The 19,015-nt window shown below is 54.2% G+C and carries 16 protein-coding genes; 9 read left to right on the top strand and 7 right to left on the bottom strand.

Features of this window, described 5'->3' with window-relative positions:
• Positions 1 to 177: 177 nt before the first annotated feature.
• Positions 178 to 1,221, bottom strand: coding sequence for an alpha/beta hydrolase (locus PsAD46_RS25145; RefSeq protein WP_208982023.1), 1,044 nt, complete (start codon positions 1,219 to 1,221; stop codon positions 178 to 180).
• 490 nt (positions 1,222 to 1,711) lie between these two features.
• Here PsAD46_RS25145 and PsAD46_RS25140 point away from each other — a divergent pair, with 490 nt between their 5' ends.
• From PsAD46_RS25140 to PsAD46_RS25130, 3 genes are all read left to right on the top strand, one after another.
• Positions 1,712 to 2,731, top strand: a complete 1,020-nt coding sequence (locus PsAD46_RS25140) for a TAXI family TRAP transporter solute-binding subunit (protein WP_063308120.1) — start codon at positions 1,712 to 1,714, stop codon at positions 2,729 to 2,731.
• Positions 2,732 to 2,817: 86 nt separating this feature from the next.
• Positions 2,818 to 4,854 carry a TRAP transporter permease gene (locus tag PsAD46_RS25135; RefSeq protein ID WP_063308119.1) on the top strand — a complete coding sequence of 679 codons (2,037 nt, stop codon included), beginning with the start codon at positions 2,818 to 2,820 and terminating at the stop codon, positions 4,852 to 4,854.
• A gap of 107 nt (positions 4,855 to 4,961) precedes the next feature.
• Positions 4,962 to 5,447 carry a peroxiredoxin gene (locus PsAD46_RS25130; protein ID WP_084404538.1) on the top strand — a complete coding sequence of 162 codons (486 nt, stop codon included), beginning with the start codon at positions 4,962 to 4,964 and terminating at the stop codon, positions 5,445 to 5,447.
• Positions 5,448 to 5,493: 46 nt separating this feature from the next.
• On the opposite strand, the gene PsAD46_RS25125 is transcribed toward PsAD46_RS25130, so the two are convergent.
• Complete coding sequence (locus PsAD46_RS25125; protein ID WP_063308117.1) at positions 5,494 to 6,213, bottom strand: glutathione S-transferase family protein; 720 nt, start codon at positions 6,211 to 6,213, stop codon at positions 5,494 to 5,496.
• A 101-nt stretch (positions 6,214 to 6,314) separates the two neighbouring features.
• On the opposite strand from PsAD46_RS25125, the gene PsAD46_RS25120 reads away from it, so the two are divergent.
• Positions 6,315 to 7,061 carry a YafY family protein gene (locus tag PsAD46_RS25120; protein WP_193776995.1) on the top strand — a complete coding sequence of 249 codons (747 nt, stop codon included), beginning with the start codon at positions 6,315 to 6,317 and terminating at the stop codon, positions 7,059 to 7,061.
• Positions 7,062 to 7,498: 437 nt separating this feature from the next.
• Positions 7,499 to 7,819 carry a hypothetical protein gene (locus PsAD46_RS25110; protein ID WP_057461245.1) on the top strand — a complete coding sequence of 107 codons (321 nt, stop codon included), beginning with the start codon at positions 7,499 to 7,501 and terminating at the stop codon, positions 7,817 to 7,819.
• An 11-nt stretch (positions 7,820 to 7,830) separates the two neighbouring features.
• On the opposite strand, the gene PsAD46_RS25105 is transcribed toward PsAD46_RS25110, so the two are convergent.
• The 5 genes from PsAD46_RS25105 to PsAD46_RS25085 form a co-directional block, all read right to left on the bottom strand.
• On the bottom strand, positions 7,831 to 8,280 hold the full coding sequence (locus tag PsAD46_RS25105) for an HIT family protein (protein WP_057461246.1): 450 nt from the start codon (positions 8,278 to 8,280) through the stop codon (positions 7,831 to 7,833).
• Positions 8,281 to 8,282: 2 nt separating this feature from the next.
• Positions 8,283 to 9,479, bottom strand: a complete 1,197-nt coding sequence (locus tag PsAD46_RS25100; protein ID WP_063308114.1) for an HlyD family efflux transporter periplasmic adaptor subunit — start codon at positions 9,477 to 9,479, stop codon at positions 8,283 to 8,285.
• Positions 9,480 to 9,481: 2 nt separating this feature from the next.
• A complete protein-coding gene (locus PsAD46_RS25095) occupies positions 9,482 to 11,854 on the bottom strand; it encodes an FtsX-like permease family protein (protein ID WP_063308113.1) in 2,373 nt (790 codons plus the stop codon).
• Positions 11,848 to 12,555: an ABC transporter ATP-binding protein gene (locus PsAD46_RS25090; RefSeq protein WP_063308112.1), complete on the bottom strand. Its 708-nt coding sequence runs from the start codon at positions 12,553 to 12,555 to the stop codon at positions 11,848 to 11,850. Before PsAD46_RS25090 ends, PsAD46_RS25095 begins: the two co-directional genes overlap by 7 nt.
• Before the next feature lie 99 nt (positions 12,556 to 12,654).
• Positions 12,655 to 13,680: a substrate-binding domain-containing protein gene (locus PsAD46_RS25085; protein WP_063308111.1), complete on the bottom strand. Its 1,026-nt coding sequence runs from the start codon at positions 13,678 to 13,680 to the stop codon at positions 12,655 to 12,657.
• A 469-nt stretch (positions 13,681 to 14,149) separates the two neighbouring features.
• Here PsAD46_RS25085 and PsAD46_RS25080 point away from each other — a divergent pair, with 469 nt between their 5' ends.
• From PsAD46_RS25080 to PsAD46_RS25065, 4 genes are all read left to right on the top strand, one after another.
• On the top strand, positions 14,150 to 15,430 hold the full coding sequence (locus PsAD46_RS25080; RefSeq protein ID WP_063308110.1) for an ABC transporter substrate-binding protein: 1,281 nt from the start codon (positions 14,150 to 14,152) through the stop codon (positions 15,428 to 15,430).
• Positions 15,431 to 15,546: 116 nt separating this feature from the next.
• On the top strand, positions 15,547 to 16,512 hold the full coding sequence (locus PsAD46_RS25075; RefSeq protein WP_063294059.1) for a sugar ABC transporter permease: 966 nt from the start codon (positions 15,547 to 15,549) through the stop codon (positions 16,510 to 16,512).
• Entirely contained in the window at positions 16,509 to 17,336 is an 828-nt protein-coding gene (locus PsAD46_RS25070) for a carbohydrate ABC transporter permease (RefSeq protein ID WP_063294058.1), read from the top strand. The genes PsAD46_RS25075 and PsAD46_RS25070 overlap by 4 nt, the downstream gene beginning before the upstream one ends.
• A 5-nt stretch (positions 17,337 to 17,341) precedes the next feature.
• Positions 17,342 to 19,006, top strand: a complete 1,665-nt coding sequence (locus PsAD46_RS25065; RefSeq protein ID WP_063308109.1) for an alpha-glucosidase family protein — start codon at positions 17,342 to 17,344, stop codon at positions 19,004 to 19,006.
• The last annotated feature ends 9 nt before the right edge of the window (positions 19,007 to 19,015 follow it).

Genomic DNA, 19,015 nt, shown 5'->3' with positions numbered 1-19,015 from the left:
CGTGAGGCCTATGGGCTGGACCTGACAGCAGAAGATAGCGACAAGCTGATTGAGGCGGGGGAGTAGAGCGCTTTGCTGTGGGGAGGCGGTGGTCTTCGGGAGAGGCCTCGAAAAGCCGTGCGCCGAATGGAATGCAGCATGCTCCCAGATCGACCGGGAGCATGCATGTCGTGGTGGTTACTTGTTTAGGAACGGGCGTAGCTTGCCGGCCAGTTCATCTGGGTTGTTGAAGTGCGGGAAGTGGGCGGCTTCTTCTATGCGTTCCAGCTTTGCGTTTGGGATCGCGTCCTCATAGATTTCAGAGACTGCGAGTGGCTGGAAGTCTTTGTCGCCATGGATGATCAGCGTGTCAGCGGTGATGTTGCCCATATGTTTGCTCCAGTCATGGCGTCTGCCAAGGCCGAAGAACTGAGCGCGGGTGTACCAGCTGCCGAAGAGATCCTGTGAGATTGGCGGGGCACCTTTGATGGTGTCACCTGTGGCCTTGATGAAGTATGGCAGGAAGTCTGCATCCAGTTGTTGCAGGCTGGCTTCATCTTCTTTGAAGACCTGACCGAGATCCAGATAACGGCGCTGCCATTTGTCGTAGGCTTTGTGGTCCCGCTCTGGCAGGAGCTCACGAACGTTCTCAAACAGGCCTTTGTTGCCAGAGGGGAAGACGAGCAGGTCTGCCGGGTTCAGCAAAACGAGCTTGTCGACATTCTCAGGGAACTCGGCGGCATAGAGGGAGGCGAGCAGGGCGCCGTAGGAGTGGCCCATGAGGATGAGCTTGTCATCGCCCAGCAGTTTGCGGATGCGTTCAATATCCGCCAGTTGCTGAGAGATGCCGAGGGTGCTTTCCAGCAGCTGGATCTTTGTCCATGTGCTGTCTTCTGCCGGGAAGCGGTCGAAGGGGCGTGTGGAGCGGCCTACACCGCGCTGGTCGTAGTAGTTGACGCGGTACTCATCAGAGAGCAGGTCAAAACCCGGAGCGCTTGCCATGGTTGGAATGCCGGGTCCACCATGGATGAAGAGGATGTTGCGGCCTTCACCGGTAGAGAAGTGTTTCAGCTTCACATCTGGTGCGACTTCCCAGAAGTCGTCGAAGATGCCGACGGGTGTCAGGTCTGTGCGCTGGGCAACGGTGCCCGGCTTGAACATGGGTTGTTGCATCATCCACCAGACAACAGCGCCACCGATTGCAAACAGCAAGCCAACCAGAACAACGAGTAACAGAAGCATCTTTTTGCCACTTACCCTCATAAAATCACTCCTTCATTGCAGCGGAGCCCAATGAATCATATGTGCACCCATCCGGTCTATAGCGAAGAGAACGTGCACGCTCAAATTTGTAGTATCAGGACTGTACTCAATTGAATTTGCACGTGCTTCGCAATTCTTGCGGAATTTGGCTCATGAATGAGTTTTGTAGCTTTTGTTCTGAAATCAGACTTTGTCTGACATATTCATGCGCCAGTCGCGTTTGGAATGACCTGAAATTACATTTTCTTGCGCTTGCCTACGAAAAATCTCGTATTTCGCTTGCGATCTCTGGTTGAAGCGTGTTTTCTAATTCGCGTGAATGTTTCTTGTTCACTTCATTACACCAGTCGAGCGTCCTTTTTGATTTTCCGGTGACTGCTCAGACTTCTCATAGTGTTTGGGGCAGACGATTTTATGGCGCTTCTACGCCGTAGAGTATCCTGTCTCTCGTATATTTCCCGGGGGGGCTATGACGCTTCTATCTTCCATTACTAAATTGGCGACAGCTGCAGCTATTGTTGGCGGCGCGGCGCTGTTTTCTGGTCAGGCTTTGGCGCAGGACCTTAAGTTCTTTACCATTGGCACAGGCGGTACAGCTTACACTTACTACCCGGTTGGCGGCATGATCGCCAATGCGATCTCCAATCCTCCGGGCTCTCGTGCGTGTGATGCTGGTGGGTCTTGCGGTGTGCCGGGTTTGATTGCTTCTGCTGTTTCTTCCCGTGGTTCCGTTGATAATGTGAATGCGATCAACTCTGGCTTGCGTAATTCTGGTTTCGCGCAGTCTGATGTTGCTTACTGGGCGTTTTCCGGTACCGGCACCATGGAAGGCAAAGAGCCGATGAAGGATCTGCGTTCCATCGCAGCGTTGTTCCCAGAGCATATTCATTTGATTGCAAAAGCTGACAGCGGCATCAACTCTGTTGCTGACCTGAAAGGCAAGCGCGTGTCTTTGGATGAGCCGGGTTCTGGCACATACACGGATGCGAACCTGATCCTTGCAGCTTATGGCCTTTCCACCTCTGACATCACTGCTGAAGCGCTGAAGGGTTCTGCTGCGGCGGAAGCACTGCGTAACGGCAAGGTTGATGCGTTCTTTGTGGTTGCTGGTTTCCCAACCGGTGCAGTGGTTGAGCTGGCGTCTGCTGAAGACATCAAGATCGTTCCGATCACCGGTCCGGAAGCTGAAAGTCTGGTTGAGAAGTACGGCTTCTTTGCAAGCTCTGACATTCCATCTGATGCCTATCAGGGTGTTGATGCAACAACCACTTTGACCGTTGGTGCTCAGTGGATCACCAGCGCGAAAGAAGAGGACGAGCTGATCTATAACATCACCAAAGCGATGTGGAACGACAAGACCCGCAAGCTGCTGGATGTTGGCCATTCCAAAGGCAAAACCATCACCATGGAAACTGCAACGGACGGTCTTGGTGTGCCGCTGCATCCGGGTGCTGAGCGTTTCTACAAAGAAGCTGGCCTGATCAAGTAAGGCCTCGCCATCTTTGATGATTTTGCGGTGCCCGGTAGATATCTGCCGGGCGCTGCTGTTTTCAATCTAAATGAAACGCAGGGCTGATGTCTCAGGATACGACAGATCAATCCCTTGAGGATCTGGAACGGAAATACGATCCAGACCTTACCTTCCGAGCGGCTGGTCCGGTGCTTGCTGTTGTTATAACAGCGGCACTTGTTGCCATGTCGCTCTATCATTATTACGCGTCCGGCTTCGGGCTTATTCGAGAGCTTGTCCATCGCGGCATTCACCTTTCGTTTGTGCTGGGGCTGGTGTTTGTTCTTTTCAGCTTCATCAAGAGCACGAGCAGTCTGCCTGCGCCTAATGCATGGTGGCGCCCGAGTGGTGTGCATCTGTGGGACATTGTGCTGGCGGTGATGGCTGTGGCTGCGGCAATGTATTTGCCGTTGTTACCAGCTGAGGCGGTTGCCTCCCGTGTTGGGGCTCCTGCGCCGATTGATGTGTTTATGGGCACCGTGTTGCTGATGCTGGTGCTGGAAGCAGCGCGCCGGTCCGTCGGACCAACGCTGCCGCTGATTGCGTTGATCTTCGTTGGCTATGCCGTGTTTGGCATGTACGCACCGGGCGCTCTGCGGCACCCGGGCGCGAGCTGGACGGGGCTGATCAATCACCTTTACATGACGAACCAGGGCATTTACGGCATCGCCATTGGGGTGGTTGCCAAGTATGTGTTCCTGTTTGTTTTGTTTGGTGTTTTAGCTACGCGCATTGGCCTTGGGCAGTTGTTTATCGATCTGGCCTCTGTGATTGCCGGACGCTATGCAGGCGGGCCTGCGAAGGTTGCGATCTTCTCCTCTGCCATGCTGGGCACGATTTCCGGCAGTTCCATTGCCAATACGGTGACGACAGGGTCACTCACCATTCCCGCGATGAAGAAGGTTGGGTATCCGCCGCACTTTGCTGGGGCTGTTGAGGCGACGGCATCAACGGGTGGGCAGATTACGCCGCCGATTATGGGGGCGGCTGCCTTCATCATGGTGGAGTTTTTAGAAATCCCGTATCGCGAAGTGCTGCTTGCAGCGATGTTCCCAGCAATGCTGCATTACTTCGGCATCTTCGTGATGGTGCATCTGGAAGCCAAACGCCTTGGCTTGCGCGGTTTGACCAAGGATGAGCTGCCGAAAGCATTGGTGGTGATGAAGCAGCACTGGCTCTCTGTCATTCCGCTGGGCATTCTGGTTTATCTGATCATCTCCGGTAAAACGCCAGACTTTGCAGCGGTTTGGGGGATTACTGCTTGTGTGGTTGTTGGGATTTTAAATCCGCATAACCGGATGGGACTCAAAGACCTGATTGAATCCTTGGCAACTGGTGCCAAGTACTCGCTGGCTGTTGGGGCTGCTGCTGCGGCCGTTGGCATCATTGTTGGCGTGGTGACGCTGACGGGAACGGGCTTCCGGCTTTCGTTTGTGGTGACACAGGCGGCGTCTGATCTGGGCGGGTTTATTGCGTCCGGTATGCTTGCTGAGTATGTGACGCAGAATGGGCTGACGCTGTTCTTCACCCTGCTGTTTACAGCGGTTGCCTGTATCATCATGGGCGCGGGTATTCCGACAACGGCGACCTACATCATTCTGGTTTCCATTGCTGCACCTGCGCTTGCTTTGCTTGGTGTTCAGCCGCTGGTGGCGCACTTCTTCGTGTTCTACTACGGTGTGCTGGCAGACATTACACCGCCTGTGGCGTTGGCTGCTTATGCCGGGGCTGGGATCGCGGGGGCGAACCCGTTCAAGACCGGCAACACCGCGTTCCGGCTTGGCATTGCGAAGGCTTTGGTTCCGTTTGTATTTGTCTACTCTCCGGCCTTGTTGTTGGTGACGCCTGAGTTCACCTGGTATGACCTGACCGTAACGCTTGCAGGCGCCATGTGTGGCATTGGTCTGCTGGGTGTGGCGTTCTCTGGCTACATGCTGGCTGGTCTGAATAAGCTGGAGCGGTATTGGACAGCCTTTGCGGCGATGTTCTTCGTCGCGCCGGGCTTGCAAACCATGGCAATCGGTGGAGTGTTGATGCTGCCTGTTGTGGTGCGGCAGGTGATGGCACGCAAGAACCAGCAGCTGATGACGCAAGACGCTTAGCAGCGATGCTTTATGAGTGAGATAGCCCCGCCGGATGAGAATGTTCGGCGGGTTTTTTATTGGAGAAGGTTTGATTGATCGTGACTGACACTAAGAGTTTGCTTGGCATGAAGCTTCCGGCGCTGAAACTGCGGACAACGAATGCTGAGATGATTGATTTGTCAGCGTTACAGGGCCGCACTGTTGTCTATGCCTATCCCAGAACGAGCCCTCCGAATGAAGGGCCAATTGAAGGGTGGGATCTCATTCCCGGAGCTCGTGGATGTACGCCTCAATCCTGTGCATTCCGGGATCACTTTGGTGAGTTAAAAGCTGCCGGGGCAAAAGCGGTGTTTGGGCTTTCTACTCAGTCGACAGCGTTTCAGGCTGAAGCCGCTGAGCGTCTGCATTTGCCGTTTGCTTTGCTTTCTGATGAGAAACTGGAACTGACGAAGGCGATGGAGCTGCCGACTTTTGAGGCTGGTGGCATGGTTCTGCTGAAAAGGCTCACCATGATCATCAAGGATGGTGTGGTGGAACACGTTATGTATCCGGTGAATGATCCGGCGCAGAATGCTGAGGATGTGATTGCGTATTTGAAGCAGTCGCAGTGAATGTGACAAGCCCCCGCCGGATGCACCAATCCGGCGGGGGTGTTGATTAGGCTGCTTCGGTTACTTCCTCCGGGTAGGTTTCTTTGATGCGGCTGGCGTAGGCGACGAGGTTGGGGAACTGCTCGGTGGTTTCCTTCCAGCCGGAGAAGGGCAGGTTGGAGAGGGTGCAGAGGATTTGGGCGCCGATGGCGGCATCAGCAAAGCAGGGGCGGTCGCCGAGCAGGTATGGTTTGTCACCGAGCTGGGTGGAGATGGCTTGCAGGTCTGCACGGCCCAATGCGAGGCGTTCTTTCCATGTGTGCTGACCGTAGCCATGGTTGTTGACTTTGGCGATGACGCTTTTGCGAGACTCGTTTGCAAGAGAACTGCGCATTTCTGGTGGCAAGATACCGAAGAACTGGTCTTCAATCACTGCGAAGTTCTCATCTGGCAGCCAGCGGGTGCAGACGGTTACGAAGTACAAAGAATGCTCTGCCATGCGCATGAAGGCGTGCCCAACAGCCAGCTCAGCTTCAGAATAACCACCTGAAAAATCAGCGTTATAATTGACCACCAAATGCCGTCTGATGAACTCGGAATCGGCAATGAGCTCTTCGTTGTCCTTCATGACAGGGAGCTTGCCCTTTGGGGCGGTTTGCAGGGCTGCCGGGCCTTCCAGAATATCGTGGGAGAGGCCTGCCATGGCGAGCAGGATGTCTACTTTCAGGCAAAACGGGCTTGCGCTGACACCATCGAGTTTTGCGCTGAATTTGTGGTTTGTGAGCATTTGCTTTCTCCGCTTGTGTTTGGTGGGGGATTGGTAGCAAAGTGCTCCTGACAGCATTGTGTCAGGAGTGTTTTACATTCCAAACTTATTTGGAGGAGTTCATGCGCAGGGCAGATCGGTTGCTACAGATCGTTCAACTGTTGCGGCGTCATCGCGGGCCGGTGACAGGAGATGCCATGGCGGAGGAGCTGGAGGTTTCTGTTCGCACGCTTTACCGCGACATTGTCAGCCTGCAGTCGACTGGTGTGCCGATCCGCGGTGAGGCTGGCGTTGGTTATGTGCTGGATGAAGGGTATGATCTGCCGCCGCTGATGTTCAACAGTGATGAGCTGGAGGCGGTGATGATGGGGCTGCGCCATGTGCAGGTGCGTGGGGATGAACAGCTTATTCGCACGGCCAGTGATGTGATTGCCAAGATAGCAGCGGTGCTTTCTCCAGAAGCGCGGGATGAGTTTATTGAAGCGCCACTGTATGCGCCGGATGTGGGGGTGGAACCTATTCCCTCCGCGCGCATTGAGCTGAGTGACGTGCGCAAGGCGATTCGCGGGCAAAACAAACTGCGACTTATCTACGAGGACGCGCAGGGAGAGATGAGTGAGCGTCTCATATGGCCGCTGAGCCTGACGTTCTTTGCGCAATCACGGATGATCGTGGCGTGGTGTGAGCTGCGCAAGGACTTCCGCGCGTTCCGGACCGATCGCGTGGAGCACATGGATGTACTGGAAGAACGCTACCGCGAAAACCGCGTCGCCCTGCGCGATCGCTGGTGGAAAATGGAACTGGCACGGCGGGAGAGAGTTGCGGCGGAGAAGGCTGCGAACGGCGGCTTGCCTGTTGCAACGAGTTAGTGTGAGCCCTATCAATACTATATGTATTTTTCATTCTCACTCTACTCGTCGTATCCTTGATTTCAGCCGGAATTTCAGAGGGAATTTTTCTTCGGTTCAAAGCTGATGACTACTTTGAAAATAGGGCAATCCGCACACATCTTTCATTTTCTAGTTGCAATGCTAGCTGGATTTGTTGCGATGTATTATGCGTTATGGGATTACCATCAGGCTGCTGCTGATGAGCCACGAGCTTTCCAATACCTAGGGTACATCGTCAGTCTACCTACCGGCATTTTGGCGTATGCCGTTTGCAACCTGTTCTACGAGTTCCTCTGGTATGTGAGAGGAGCGTGAGTACGTGCTGAGATATGCACCTTCAGCTTGTGTTTGGCTGTCTTATAAGTGAGAATGATTGCGTTTTGAAAATGCTTTTTTGAACGCGTGCGAGACTCGCTTTGCATTTTGTAATTTGGGACAGCTTTCTGGTACTCGCTGCCGCCTATATCTGTACGGTGTTGGCTGAGTTTCTTGTTATTGGGCGCAATGCTGAAGGGTATTTCCGCTCGAACAAACTCGCGCGGGTGCTGCTGTTTATAGGGGCTATGGCTGTATCGATAGCAACGACGCTTTGGGTGCTACTCAGCTATGGTTTTGCTGACACAGTTATGTACAGAGCGAATGGATACATGGCACTTGTTGCAGGTGTTTCCAGCTCGTTTCTCTCGTATCTGGCGCTCTATCTGATCTATAAGTTTGTCGAAGATATCTTCAACTAAGCAGCGACTTATCAGAGGTGTTCAGCACTCATTGCTTCCTTGATTTTTCTGAGTATCGCCAGCTGCTCGTTGTGGGGCGGACAGGGTCTATCCTGAAAGGTGAGGTCCTCATTGAGGATGTAGCGGCGGGAGGTGATGTCGGTTTTCTCATACATCGGGATCAGATGAGCGTGGGCGTGGGGGATATCTCCACCGGTGAAGAGGAATGCTACTCTTTCTACTCCAGTGATTTGCTTGAGTACTTTGGCAAGGTGTTGGCCGAGTTGCATAATTCTGGTCGCAAGTTCGAGGGGTAGATCATCAAAGTAGTCGTAATGCTCCAGTGGGATGATCTGAGTATGACCGGGGCGGATTGGGCCATTGTCGAGAAAGGCCATGATCTTGTCATCGCGATAGACCTCGAAAACGCGATAGTGCTTCTGGGCTATTTTGCAAAAAGAGCAATCCGTTTGTTCGGTCATCTCTACTCCGCCACCACTGCAGTGCCGTGAGAAACTGTGTCTCCGGGGAACTGGATCACGGTGTCGTTCTGGGTCAGGCCGGAGCGGACTTCGGCCATGTCCTGGTTGAAGGCGCCGATTGTCAGGAGTTGGAGGTGGGCTTTGCCGTTGACGACTTTGAAGGTGGCCCAGTCGTTGCCTTCGCGGAAGAGGGCGGTCATGGGAATGCGCAGGACGTTTTGGCCGTGCCATGTCTCAATGGCGGCGCGCAGGTGGAAGCCGTGGCCGAGTTCCAGAGCCGGGGTGTCCAGATCCAGAATAGCGTTGACGCGTTGTTCTTCGATGCCGAGGGCTGAGACCTTGGTGAAGCCAGCAGGGTCAATGCGGCGAACCGTTGCTTTCAAGGTGTTGCCACCCCAGTCGACCAGTGTTGCTTTTGCGCCTTCAGCGATTTTCACGGCTTCGGTGGAGAGCAGGTCCACGACCACTTCGATATCTGCAGGATCGCCCAGTTCCATCAATAATGCGCCAGACTGGATGGTCTGCTCGCTTTCGACTGCCAGATTGAGGACGACGCCGTTGATCGGGGAGATCATGCGGACGGCTAGTTCCTCTGAACGTTCAGGATCTTGAGCGATGTGCGGTTCGATCAGGCGAGCTTTAGCGCTTGCAAGGTCGCTGTTGCGCTGGGCGATCTGTGCTTCAGCGCTTTGCACCTTGGCGGCTTTCAGGGTGACGTCGATTTCCACGCGCTCCAGTTGGGCATCAGAGATGGTTTTGGAGCGGTTGAGGCGCTGGGCGCGGATAAGCTCTGACTTGGCCAGTTTGTGCTCTGCCTTGGCGGAGGCGAGCTCAGCTTCTGCCAGCGTTATGGCGGCTTTGGCGGTTTCAACGCCTGCCAGTGCCTCTGCTTTGGTGCGGGCGTTCATGAACGGGGTCGTGAGCGGGTTGATGGTGGCAACGGTTGTTTCGCCGCGAGATACTTTGTCGCCGACTTCCAGCAGAGAACGGTCCACCCGTCCGGCGATGGGCGCGGAGATTTTGTAGATCTCTTTGACGCGGGTTTTGCCGTCTTCTTCCACGGTGACAATCAGGTCGCCACGGGTGACCTTAGCTATTTCAACGGAGATTGGCTTTTCCTGCATGGCCCAACCAATGAGGAGGAGAACGAGCAGGGCGACAGCAATATAAGCGCCTCGTTTGACGTATTTACCGTTCATTCCTATTCCCTCGTTTTTAAGGTTTTGATGAGATCAAGTTTGCCCACACGGCGGCGCACGATAAACGCACAGGCCAGTGCGGCGCTGAGAATGACAAAGCTGGCGATGGCGTAGGTGCTGGGCAAAACAACAAGCGGCACGCGGAAGAGATCGCTGGCGAAGCCCTGTATCATGCCCGCTGCCATGCCGTAGCCGATGAGCCAGCCCATGGGCTGTGCCAACAGAACGATCATGGCCATTTCCACCAGAATGACGTGGAAGACTTCCTGCTTGGAAAAGCCGATGACGCGCAGGCTGGCGAGCTCGCGGCCCCGTTCTGAAAGCTGAATGCGGGCGGCGTTGTAGACCACGCCAAAGGCTACAATGACCGCGATGGTGATGTATGCGACCAGCATGGAGTTGACGCTCTGGTCCATGAGTTCGCGGAACTTTTCGCGAGAAAGCATCTGCATGGCGATGCCGCCGAGGCCCGGTGTTTGTTTGACAGCATCGTAGAGATCATCAAGCCGTGTGCGGTCGATGTTGATCGCCAGATCAGAGATGCGCGGGCCGGTGGGCACAAGGGCGTTCAGTGCGTCTATGTGCATGGAAGCGGAGATGCCCATGTAGCTGGTGACTGTGCCGGAGACCCTCACTTGCCGCAGGATCGAGTTGTGCTTGGTAAGCTCTACGGTGACCATCTCACCCGGCTTTACACCCAACTGGTTTGCAAGGTGGGTTGGCAGCATGAGGCCGGTGTGAGGCATCTGGATGGCGCGCTCGTTGAGGTCCAAAATGCGAGAGAGATTGGCGTTGGTGGGGCGACCTGTGATGGCGACGCGCTTTTCCTTTGGGCCAAAGCGTAGAATGACGGGTTCGCGCCGGAAAGCCTCAGCGGTGAGAACGCCGGGCAGGCGCATGATGTCACCGAGCACGCTGGGGGCTCTGTCATCTGCCAGTGTCAGGCGGGCATCTGCGGTTTCTGCTTTGTTGAAGGCCACATTGATCATGTGGTCCATGGAGTTGGTCAGGAACAGGGCTGAGACGAGCAGGGCCAGCGCGAAAGAGACACCAAGGCTGGTGAGCAGGCTGCGGACTGGATTGTGCATGAGATGGCGCAGGCCCATGGTGCTGAGCTGGGACAGGATGCGCACGCGCTTTGACTTAAGCGAAAGAAAACTGCGGAAGCGTGGCGGTGCAGGTGGACGCATGGCGACTGCGGGTGGCAGGCGGGCGGCCTTCATGATGGAAGAGAGCGCACCGCCCAGAGCAGCGAACAACGAGATGGCGGCGGCAATGAGGTAGAGGTCCGGGCTGTCATCGAACACGAGGAATGGGAACGAGAAGTATTGGGCATACATCTGCGTCATCAAGCGGCCCATGTAATTGCCTGCAATTGATCCAATGCCGACGCCAAGGAAAGCGATGATTGAGACCAGTTTGGCATAGTGGCCTGCAACGGACCAAGAAGAGTATCCGCAGGCTTTCAGGAGGCCGATTTGCTCGCGTTCCAAAGCGATCAGGCGGGATAGGATCATGTTGACCAGGAAGGCGGAGACCAGCAGGAATATAGGTGGTAGTACTTTTGCCATGGCGGAGAGCTGGGTGAGTTCCGCATCCAGAAACGCATGCGATTGCTGGTCTTTGCGCTTATACGCGCCGGTGCCACCGTATGGTTTCAGCAGGCGGTCGAGTTTTTCCAGAACACATGGCGTGCAGGCGCCTCTGAGTAGTCTCAAGGAGATGTCGTTGGCCGCGTTCTTCATGTTGAACAGGCCTTCCATGGCGGATTGGGCCATGAAGAAGACGGCGAAGCGGCGGTCGTCGGGGACGAGATCTCCCGGACCGAGGGCGTAGATGAACTCGGGGGAGAGGATGATGCCGGTGATTTCGAGGTTGAGTTTCTTGCCGTTCAAGGTTGCGCTGAATGTGTCTCCGGGGTTGAGGCCATGTGCTTTGGCGAAACGTGAGTCGAGGGCAACTTCGTTGGTGCGGGAGCCTTCCGGCAAGCGGCCTGCTCGCAGATAGAGGCGGTTGACGGCGGGCTTTCTGCCTGAGGGCAGGGAAAGCGCAATGCCAGCGGCGGGTTCTGCCATCTGCGGGATGTCGAGGATGGCAGAGCGAACGATGCGCATCTCGACTGCTGCTACGCCATCAATGGCTGCAATGCGTTCCTTCAGGTGATCGGGTGCGCGAACGGCCTGTGCGAAGATGTGGCCGAAGCGGTATTGATCATAATAGGTTTTCTGGGTTTCGCTGAGGGAGCGGTAGGCCCCTTGTGCGAGGATCAGCGTCATCACTCCGCAGGCCATGACCAAAGCAATCGCGAGCACTTGCGCCCACAGGCGTTTCAAATCGCGGATGACTTTTCGGTCAAGGACGGGCAGAGCTACCATGCAACCTCCGAAGGCTGCTTGGGTGTTTCGTTTTCGTGGGTGCTTTCGATTGCTCCGTCTTTGAAGACATAAACACGGTTTGCCATTTGCTGAATGGCTGTGTTGTGCGTGATGATTGCGGTGGTCGTACCAAGTTCCAGATTGATGCGCTGCAGGGCTTCCAGAACCAGTGTGCCGGTTTGGGTGTCGAGCGCGCCAGTGGGTTCATCGCAAAGCAGGACTTCCGGCTTTTTGGCGATGGCGCGGGCGATGGCGACGCGCTGCTGTTCACCGCCGGACATCTCTGCCGGAAAGTGAGAGGAACGTTTGCCGAGACCGACCAGTTCCAACGCTTCCTGCGGGTCCATTGGGTCCTTGGCAATCTCTGTTGTCAGAGCCACGTTTTCCCATGCATTGAGGCTGGGAATGAGGTTGTAGAACTGGAAGACGAAGCCGACGTAATCGCGCCGGTAGCGGGTCAGCTCGCTTTCGCTGAAATCAGTCAGGTTCCTGCCCATGAACGAGACCGTGCCGGAGGTGGCGTTGTCGAGACCACCTAGAATGTTCAGGAATGTGGATTTGCCGGAACCTGATGGTCCAAGCAACACAACCATTTCGCCTTCAAAGAGTGTCATGGAAACACCGCGAAGTGCGTGCACCTCAACCTCGTTGGTGACATAGGTTTTAGTCGTGTTTTCAGCGATAAATACTGGCGTTGGCATAGGGGCCCCAACCTGAATGTGCAGCTACGTTACACTATAGCCTCAGACTCAAGTTGTATGGCAATGATCCCACTCAAGGAACTGAGTAAATTCCCTAGGCTAGATGTCAGTGCGTGGCGGGGCGCCGACAGATTTGCGGAAAATAAGTTCCGGGTGCCACAGGCATTGCAGCTCTTTGATGTCTGTGCCCTTGAGGTAGTTCATCGCCATGATCGCGATCTCCCGACCTGCATCGCGCAGTGGTGAGCGGGTGACGGTCAGTGGCGGGTTCATGTCAGATGCTTGTGCGAGGGGCACGTTGTCATCGTGGGCGACGATGGAGACTTCAGAACCGATCTTGATGCCGAGTTCGTTACAGGCTCTGTACGCGCCTTTTGCCATGACCACACTTGAGCAGAGCAGGGCAGTCGGGCGGTTTTCGAGCTGCAAGATCTCTATGGCGAAGGTGTAGCCGTTTTCCTCTGACATAGCGCCTGCACGCATATAATCCGGGTTCGGCGTGACGCCTCGTTCCTTCAACGCATCCTGCCAGCCGTTGAGCCGGTCAATGGCGTAGACACGGTTTGGATGGCCGTTGAGGATCGCGATCTTGTCGTGACCCATTTCCAGCAGCATCTTTGTGGGCTCGTGGAAGACGCCGTAGTTGTCGATGTCGATGTACGAGTAGCTATCACAGGTGGCAGTGCGGCCATGCACGATGAATGGCATGTTGAGGTCTTGCAGCAGACGGATGCGTTCTTCACTCAGATCCACGTTGGACAGGATCACCAGATCAACGGTGCCTTTTTCCGCAAAGCGGCGGTAGACGTCCACTTCCTCACTCTGCGAGGAAGAGATCATGATGTCGTAGTCAAGCTCGGATGCCTTCTCAGAAAGACCTGTCAGAAACTCGATGAAATGCGGGTCGAGAAACATGTTCATGTCAGTGGGGAAGGCGATGCCGATCACGCAGGAGCGTCCGGTTGCCAGACGGCGTGCGTTGACATTGGGACGATAGCCATAGGTCTTTGCTGCCTCCGAAACCCGGTTTCGGGTGGCGAGAGACACGTCAGAATACCCGTTCAGTGCTCTGCTGACTGTGGTTTGTGAAAGACCGAGATGATTGGCTAAACTCTTAAGATTCATAATAATTCAATGGCTCAAACTTGCTGTGCGCCTTGTTTATAGCCCCTTTTTCTCCCGCATGCTTGGATGAAATCTAACCCAGAAGTCTGCCTAAAATCCAGTAGGACCTTTGTCTTTTCCAAAGCGCTTTGGAAACGGTAACGGAGACAGTGGAAAACTGATATTTTTCAGAGGTGCAGTAAAATACCACATAGGATGGGCTCTAAACTTAGGAGAATTCAGCTATTTTGTGGGTGCTGCGTTGCAAAATATGACGCCAGATGGACAGCCTCACAAAAGTTCCTATGGATTTTTACTATTGACTTAGACCGGTGACTAAACTTTGCTTATCTCAAAGCGCTTTGGGAATCTTTTGAAAGATGACCAGTGTTTGGGGAGCCCTTCGCTCTGGAGGGGTAATTAATGGCCGGACAACGATTGGGAATTCGTTGAACCAAGGGCCATGGACGAAACAGGGAGGCGTCCCATTATGGGTATCCGTCGTACATTATTAGGTTCTGCTGTTGCTGTTGCTGTTGCTGGTATGGCTGGCGTTGCGGGTTATGCAATGGCTGCTGAAGTTACCGTTGTTTGCGGTAGCGTTGGTCAGGGCGCTAAGCTCTGTAAAGGTGCTGCAACCGAGTGGGCTAAAGAAACTGGCAACACCGTTAAGTTTTTCGCTGCACCTGCATCATCTACCGAGCAGCTGGCGCTGTACCAGCAGATCCTGAGCTCTGGTTCTTCTGATATTGATGTTTTCCAGATTGACGTTATCTGGCCGGGTATTCTGGGAAGCCACCTTGCTGATCTGAAGCCATATTCCAATGGCGCAGAAGACATGCACTTCCAGCCAATCGTTGCGAACAACACCTACAAAGGCAAGCTGGTTGCTATGCCTTGGTACACTGATGCTGGCCTGCTGTTCTACCGCAAAGACCTGCTCGAAAAGCATGGTGAAAAGGCTCCTGAAACCTGGGGCGATCTGACCGCGAGTGCGAAGAAGATCCAGGATGCTGAACGCGCAGCTGGCAACAATAAAATGTGGGGCTTTGTTTATCAGGCGAAGGCTTATGAAGGTCTGACCTGTGATGCTCTTGAGTGGGTCGACAGCTTTGGCGGCGGCGATGTTGTGAACGCTGATGGCGATATCACCATCAACAACGAAAAAGCTGTAAAAGCTCTGTCCCTTGCAGCAAGCTGGACCGGTACAATTGCACCTTCTGGTGTTCTTTCCTATCAGGAAGAAGATGCACGCGGTGTGTTCCAGTCCGGTAATGCAGTGTTCATGCGTAACTGGCCTTATGCATGGTCTCTCGGTCAGGCTGACGATTCCCCGATCAAAGGCAAAATCGGTGTGATGGCTCTGCCTAAGGGTGGTGAAGACGGAAAGCAGACTGGTACTCTTGGTGGCTGGCAGCTTGCTGTTTCCAAATACTCCAAAGACCCTGAAGCAGCTGCAAGCCTTGTAATGCACCTGACCAGCAAGAAGAGCCAGAAACAGCGCGCTATCGAAGGGTCTTACAACCCAACCATTGCTGAGCTGTACTCTGATGCGGATGTTCTTGCAGCAAGCCCGTTCATGGGTCAGTTGAAAGACACCTTCACCAATGCTGTGGCACGTCCATCCCGTGCAACTGGCTCTAACTACAACAAAGTTTCCAATGCATTTTACAATGCAGTGCATGACGTGCTTTCCGGTAAAACCGAAGCAGAGGCATCCCTTGCGAAGCTTGAAAAGAACCTGAAACGCATCAAGCGTAAAGGCTGGTAAGTCTCCTCCCTAGACTTGCGATCTGTGTTGCGGCCTCCCGATGGCCGCAACACTGAACCGAGCTCCTGGGTGGTTCCTTGGAGTTTCCCTGAAATAAAGAAACCAAGGATCAGAGGATGACCCTTGCTCTTCAGCAGGATGGTACAGCCACTCGTAAGGCAAAACGCTCCAATCTGAGCTCTGCCAGATTGCGCGCCGCGTGGCTTTTTCTCGCCCCCATGATGATTGCATTGGCCGCTGTTGCAGGCTGGCCGTTGCTTCGCACCATCTGGTTGGGTTTTACCGACGCAAACCTCACAGATCTCAGCCAATCTCAATTCATCGGCTTTGAGAACTATCTCTCGTATTATGACGGAGAGGCTTATGGCGTTCTCGTTGATGCCGAGTGGTGGAATGCGGTTTGGAATACTCTCTGGTTTTCTGTCATCTCTGTCGGTTTTGAAACTCTGTTCGGGCTTCTCATTGCGTTGATCCTGAATGCAGAGTTCAAAGGCCGTGGCCTTGTGCGTGCTGCGGTTCTGATCCCCTGGGCGATCCCGACCATTGTTTCCGCCAAGATGTGGGGCTGGATGCTTCACGACCAGTTTGGTGTGATCAACGAAATTCTGCTGAGTGTCGGCATTCTGTCTGAGCCGATTGCCTGGACGGCTGATCCTTCCACCGCGATGTGGGCTGTGATCATGGTGGATGTCTGGAAGACAACACCGTTCATGGCACTGCTGACCCTTGCTGCCCTTCAGATGCTTCCGGGTGATATCTATGAGGCTGCCCGCGTGGACGGCATCAACCCGATCCGCGTGTTCTTCAAGGTGACGTTGCCGCTGATCCGTCCGGCAATCATTGTTGCGGTGATTTTCCGCAGTCTTGATGCGCTGCGTGTGTTCGATCTGATTTACGTGCTGACGTCCAGCTCTACGTCGACCATGTCCATGTCAGTCTATGCAAGGCAGCAGCTGGTGGATTTCCAGGAAGTTGGCTACGGCTCTGCCGCTGCAACGCTGCTGTTCATTGTGATTGCCTTGTTGACGACCATTACTGTGGTGGCTGGCGGATTGAAATCTGGTGAAGGAGAACAGTCATGAACAGACAGATGAAGTCTATTCTGTTTTACTCGCTGGTTGTTGTGGTCGTGATTTTCTCGGTCTTCCCGTTCTATTACGCGATTGTCACGAGTTTCCGTAGTGGGCAGGAGCTGTTCAATCCGTCCGTATTCCCAACATCCTTCACGATGGGAAACTATTTCTCCATCTTCAAAGAGCAGCCGTTTGGCCTCAATATTCTGAACTCAGTGATTGTTGCGACATCTGTTGTGGTCCTGTCGCTGATTATTGCAGTGACGGCGTCTTATGCGCTGGCTCGTATCCACTTCCGGGGCCGTGGTCTGTTGTTGATGACGATCCTGTCTGTCTCCATGTTCCCGCAGGTGGCGATCCTCTCCGGCATGTATGAGTTGATCCGCTCCATGGGACTTTACAACTCTCTGCCGGGTTTGATTATCCCGAACACGGTGTTGACCCTGCCGTTTACTGTGTGGGTGCTAACCACCTTTATGAAGGAGCTGCCGAAGGAGCTTGAAGAGGCTGCGGTTGTTGACGGAGCTTCTCCGCTGACCATTGTGCGCCGGATCTTCCTGCCGCTGATGTGGCCAGCGATGGTGACCACTGGTCTGCTTGCCTTCATCGGTGCGTGGAACGAGTTCCTGTTCGCGCTCACCTTTACTCTATCCAACGAAGTTCGCACCGTGCCAGTGGCGATTGCCCTGATGTCCGGTGCAACTGAATACGAGCTGCCATGGGGCAATATCATGGCTGCTTCTGTACTAGTGACCGTCCCGATCGTGGTCCTAGTCCTGGTGTTTCAACGAAAAATCGTCGCTGGTCTTACAGCTGGTGCGGTTAAAGGATAACTGGAATGAACCTCTCTACCCCAATAAACGAAAATACAAGCCATCGCGTTCTGGCGAACGATCCGGATTGGTGGCGGGGCGCAGTCATTTATCAAATCTATCCGCGGTCTTTCGCAGATAGCAATGGCGATGGCATTGGTGACCTTCCAGGTATTACAGAGAAGCTGGACTACATCTCCGATCTTGGGGCTGATGCGATCTGGATCTCGCCTTTCATGAAATCGCCAATGGATGACTTTGGATACGACGTTTCTGATTATGAAGACGTTGATCCAATGTTTGGCTCTCTGGATGATTTCAAAGAGCTGGTGGCTAAAGCGCATGGTAAAGGCATTCGTGTTCTGATCGATCTGGTGATTTCACACACCTCTGAGCAACATGAGTGGTTTAAGGAAAGCCGGAGCAATAAGACCAACCGCAAGTCTGACTGGTATGTCTGGGCAGACCCGAAGGCTGATGGTTCTCCGCCAAACAACTGGCTCTCCATCTTTGGTGGTTCTGCCTGGCAGTGGGACAGCCGCCGTTGTCAGTACTACCTGCATAACTTCCTGCGTTCTCAGCCGGATCTGAATTTCCATTGCGAGGAAGTGCAACAGGCCGTGCTTGATGCAGGTCGGTTCTGGCTGGAGCTGGGCGTTGATGGGTTCCGTCTGGATACCGTGAACTTTTATGTTCACGACAAGCAGCTGCGTGACAACCCGCCTTATCCGGATCCTGATAGCCTTGCAGATGTGACTGGTGTGAACCCTTATGCGTTCCAGGACCACAAGTTTGACAAATCGCAGCCAGAAAACCTGCCGTTCCTTGAGCGTTTGCGGGCTGTGATGAACGAGTATCCGAACACCACCACAGTTGGTGAAATCGGTGCAGGGCATGAAGCCAGTGAGATCATGAAGCAGTACACCTCTGGTGAGGGGCGCCTGCACATGGCGTACAGCTTTGATCTGCTTTCCAACACGCCAACTGCAAAGTATGTGCGTGAGCGGGTGACCAACCTGCAGAACATTGTGACTGAGGGCTGGCCGAGCTGGGCGATGTCCAACCACGATGTGAAGCGTATGGGATCACGGCTTCCTGCTGATGTTGATCCTCAGGTGGCAACGCCAGCTTTGATGGCGCTGAGCGCATCGCTGCGTGGTAGCCCATGCATTTATCAGGGTGAGGAACTGGGCTTCAAAGAAGCTGATGTGGCTCTGGAAGACCTTCAAGATCCTTATGGCATTGAGTTCTGGCCTGAATATAAAGGCCGTGACGGGTGCCGTACGCCGATTGCATGGACCAAGGACGGTGGCTTCACCACTGGCAAGCCTTGGTTGCCGATGGCGCAAGACCATCTGGATCACAGTGCGGAAGCTCAGGCTGGAGATGAGGCTTCTCCACTTCGCCGGACAGCGAAATATCTGCAGTGGCGTAAGGACCAGAAGGTTCTGCAAAAAGGGTCTTTGGACTTTGCTGATCTGGGAGAAGATGTTCTGGCGTTTGTGCGTGAGCATGAAGGTGAACAAGTGCTTTGCGTCTTCAACCTGACAAATGATGATATGCGTGTTGCTCTGGGAGCGTACAGCTCTGCTGCGTTGCTGGAGGGGCATGGATTTAGTGCGCAAATGGACGACGAGGCACTCAACCTGCCTGCATGGCAAGTGGCTTACTTGCAAATCTCAAAGAACTAAGCTGAGGGC

This window comes from Pseudovibrio sp. Ad46 (assembly GCF_001623065.1).
Taxonomy (GTDB): domain Bacteria; phylum Pseudomonadota; class Alphaproteobacteria; order Rhizobiales; family Stappiaceae; genus Pseudovibrio.
The sequence above is the reverse complement of the archived record's forward strand: the minus strand, read 5'-3'. Positions and strand labels throughout refer to the sequence as shown.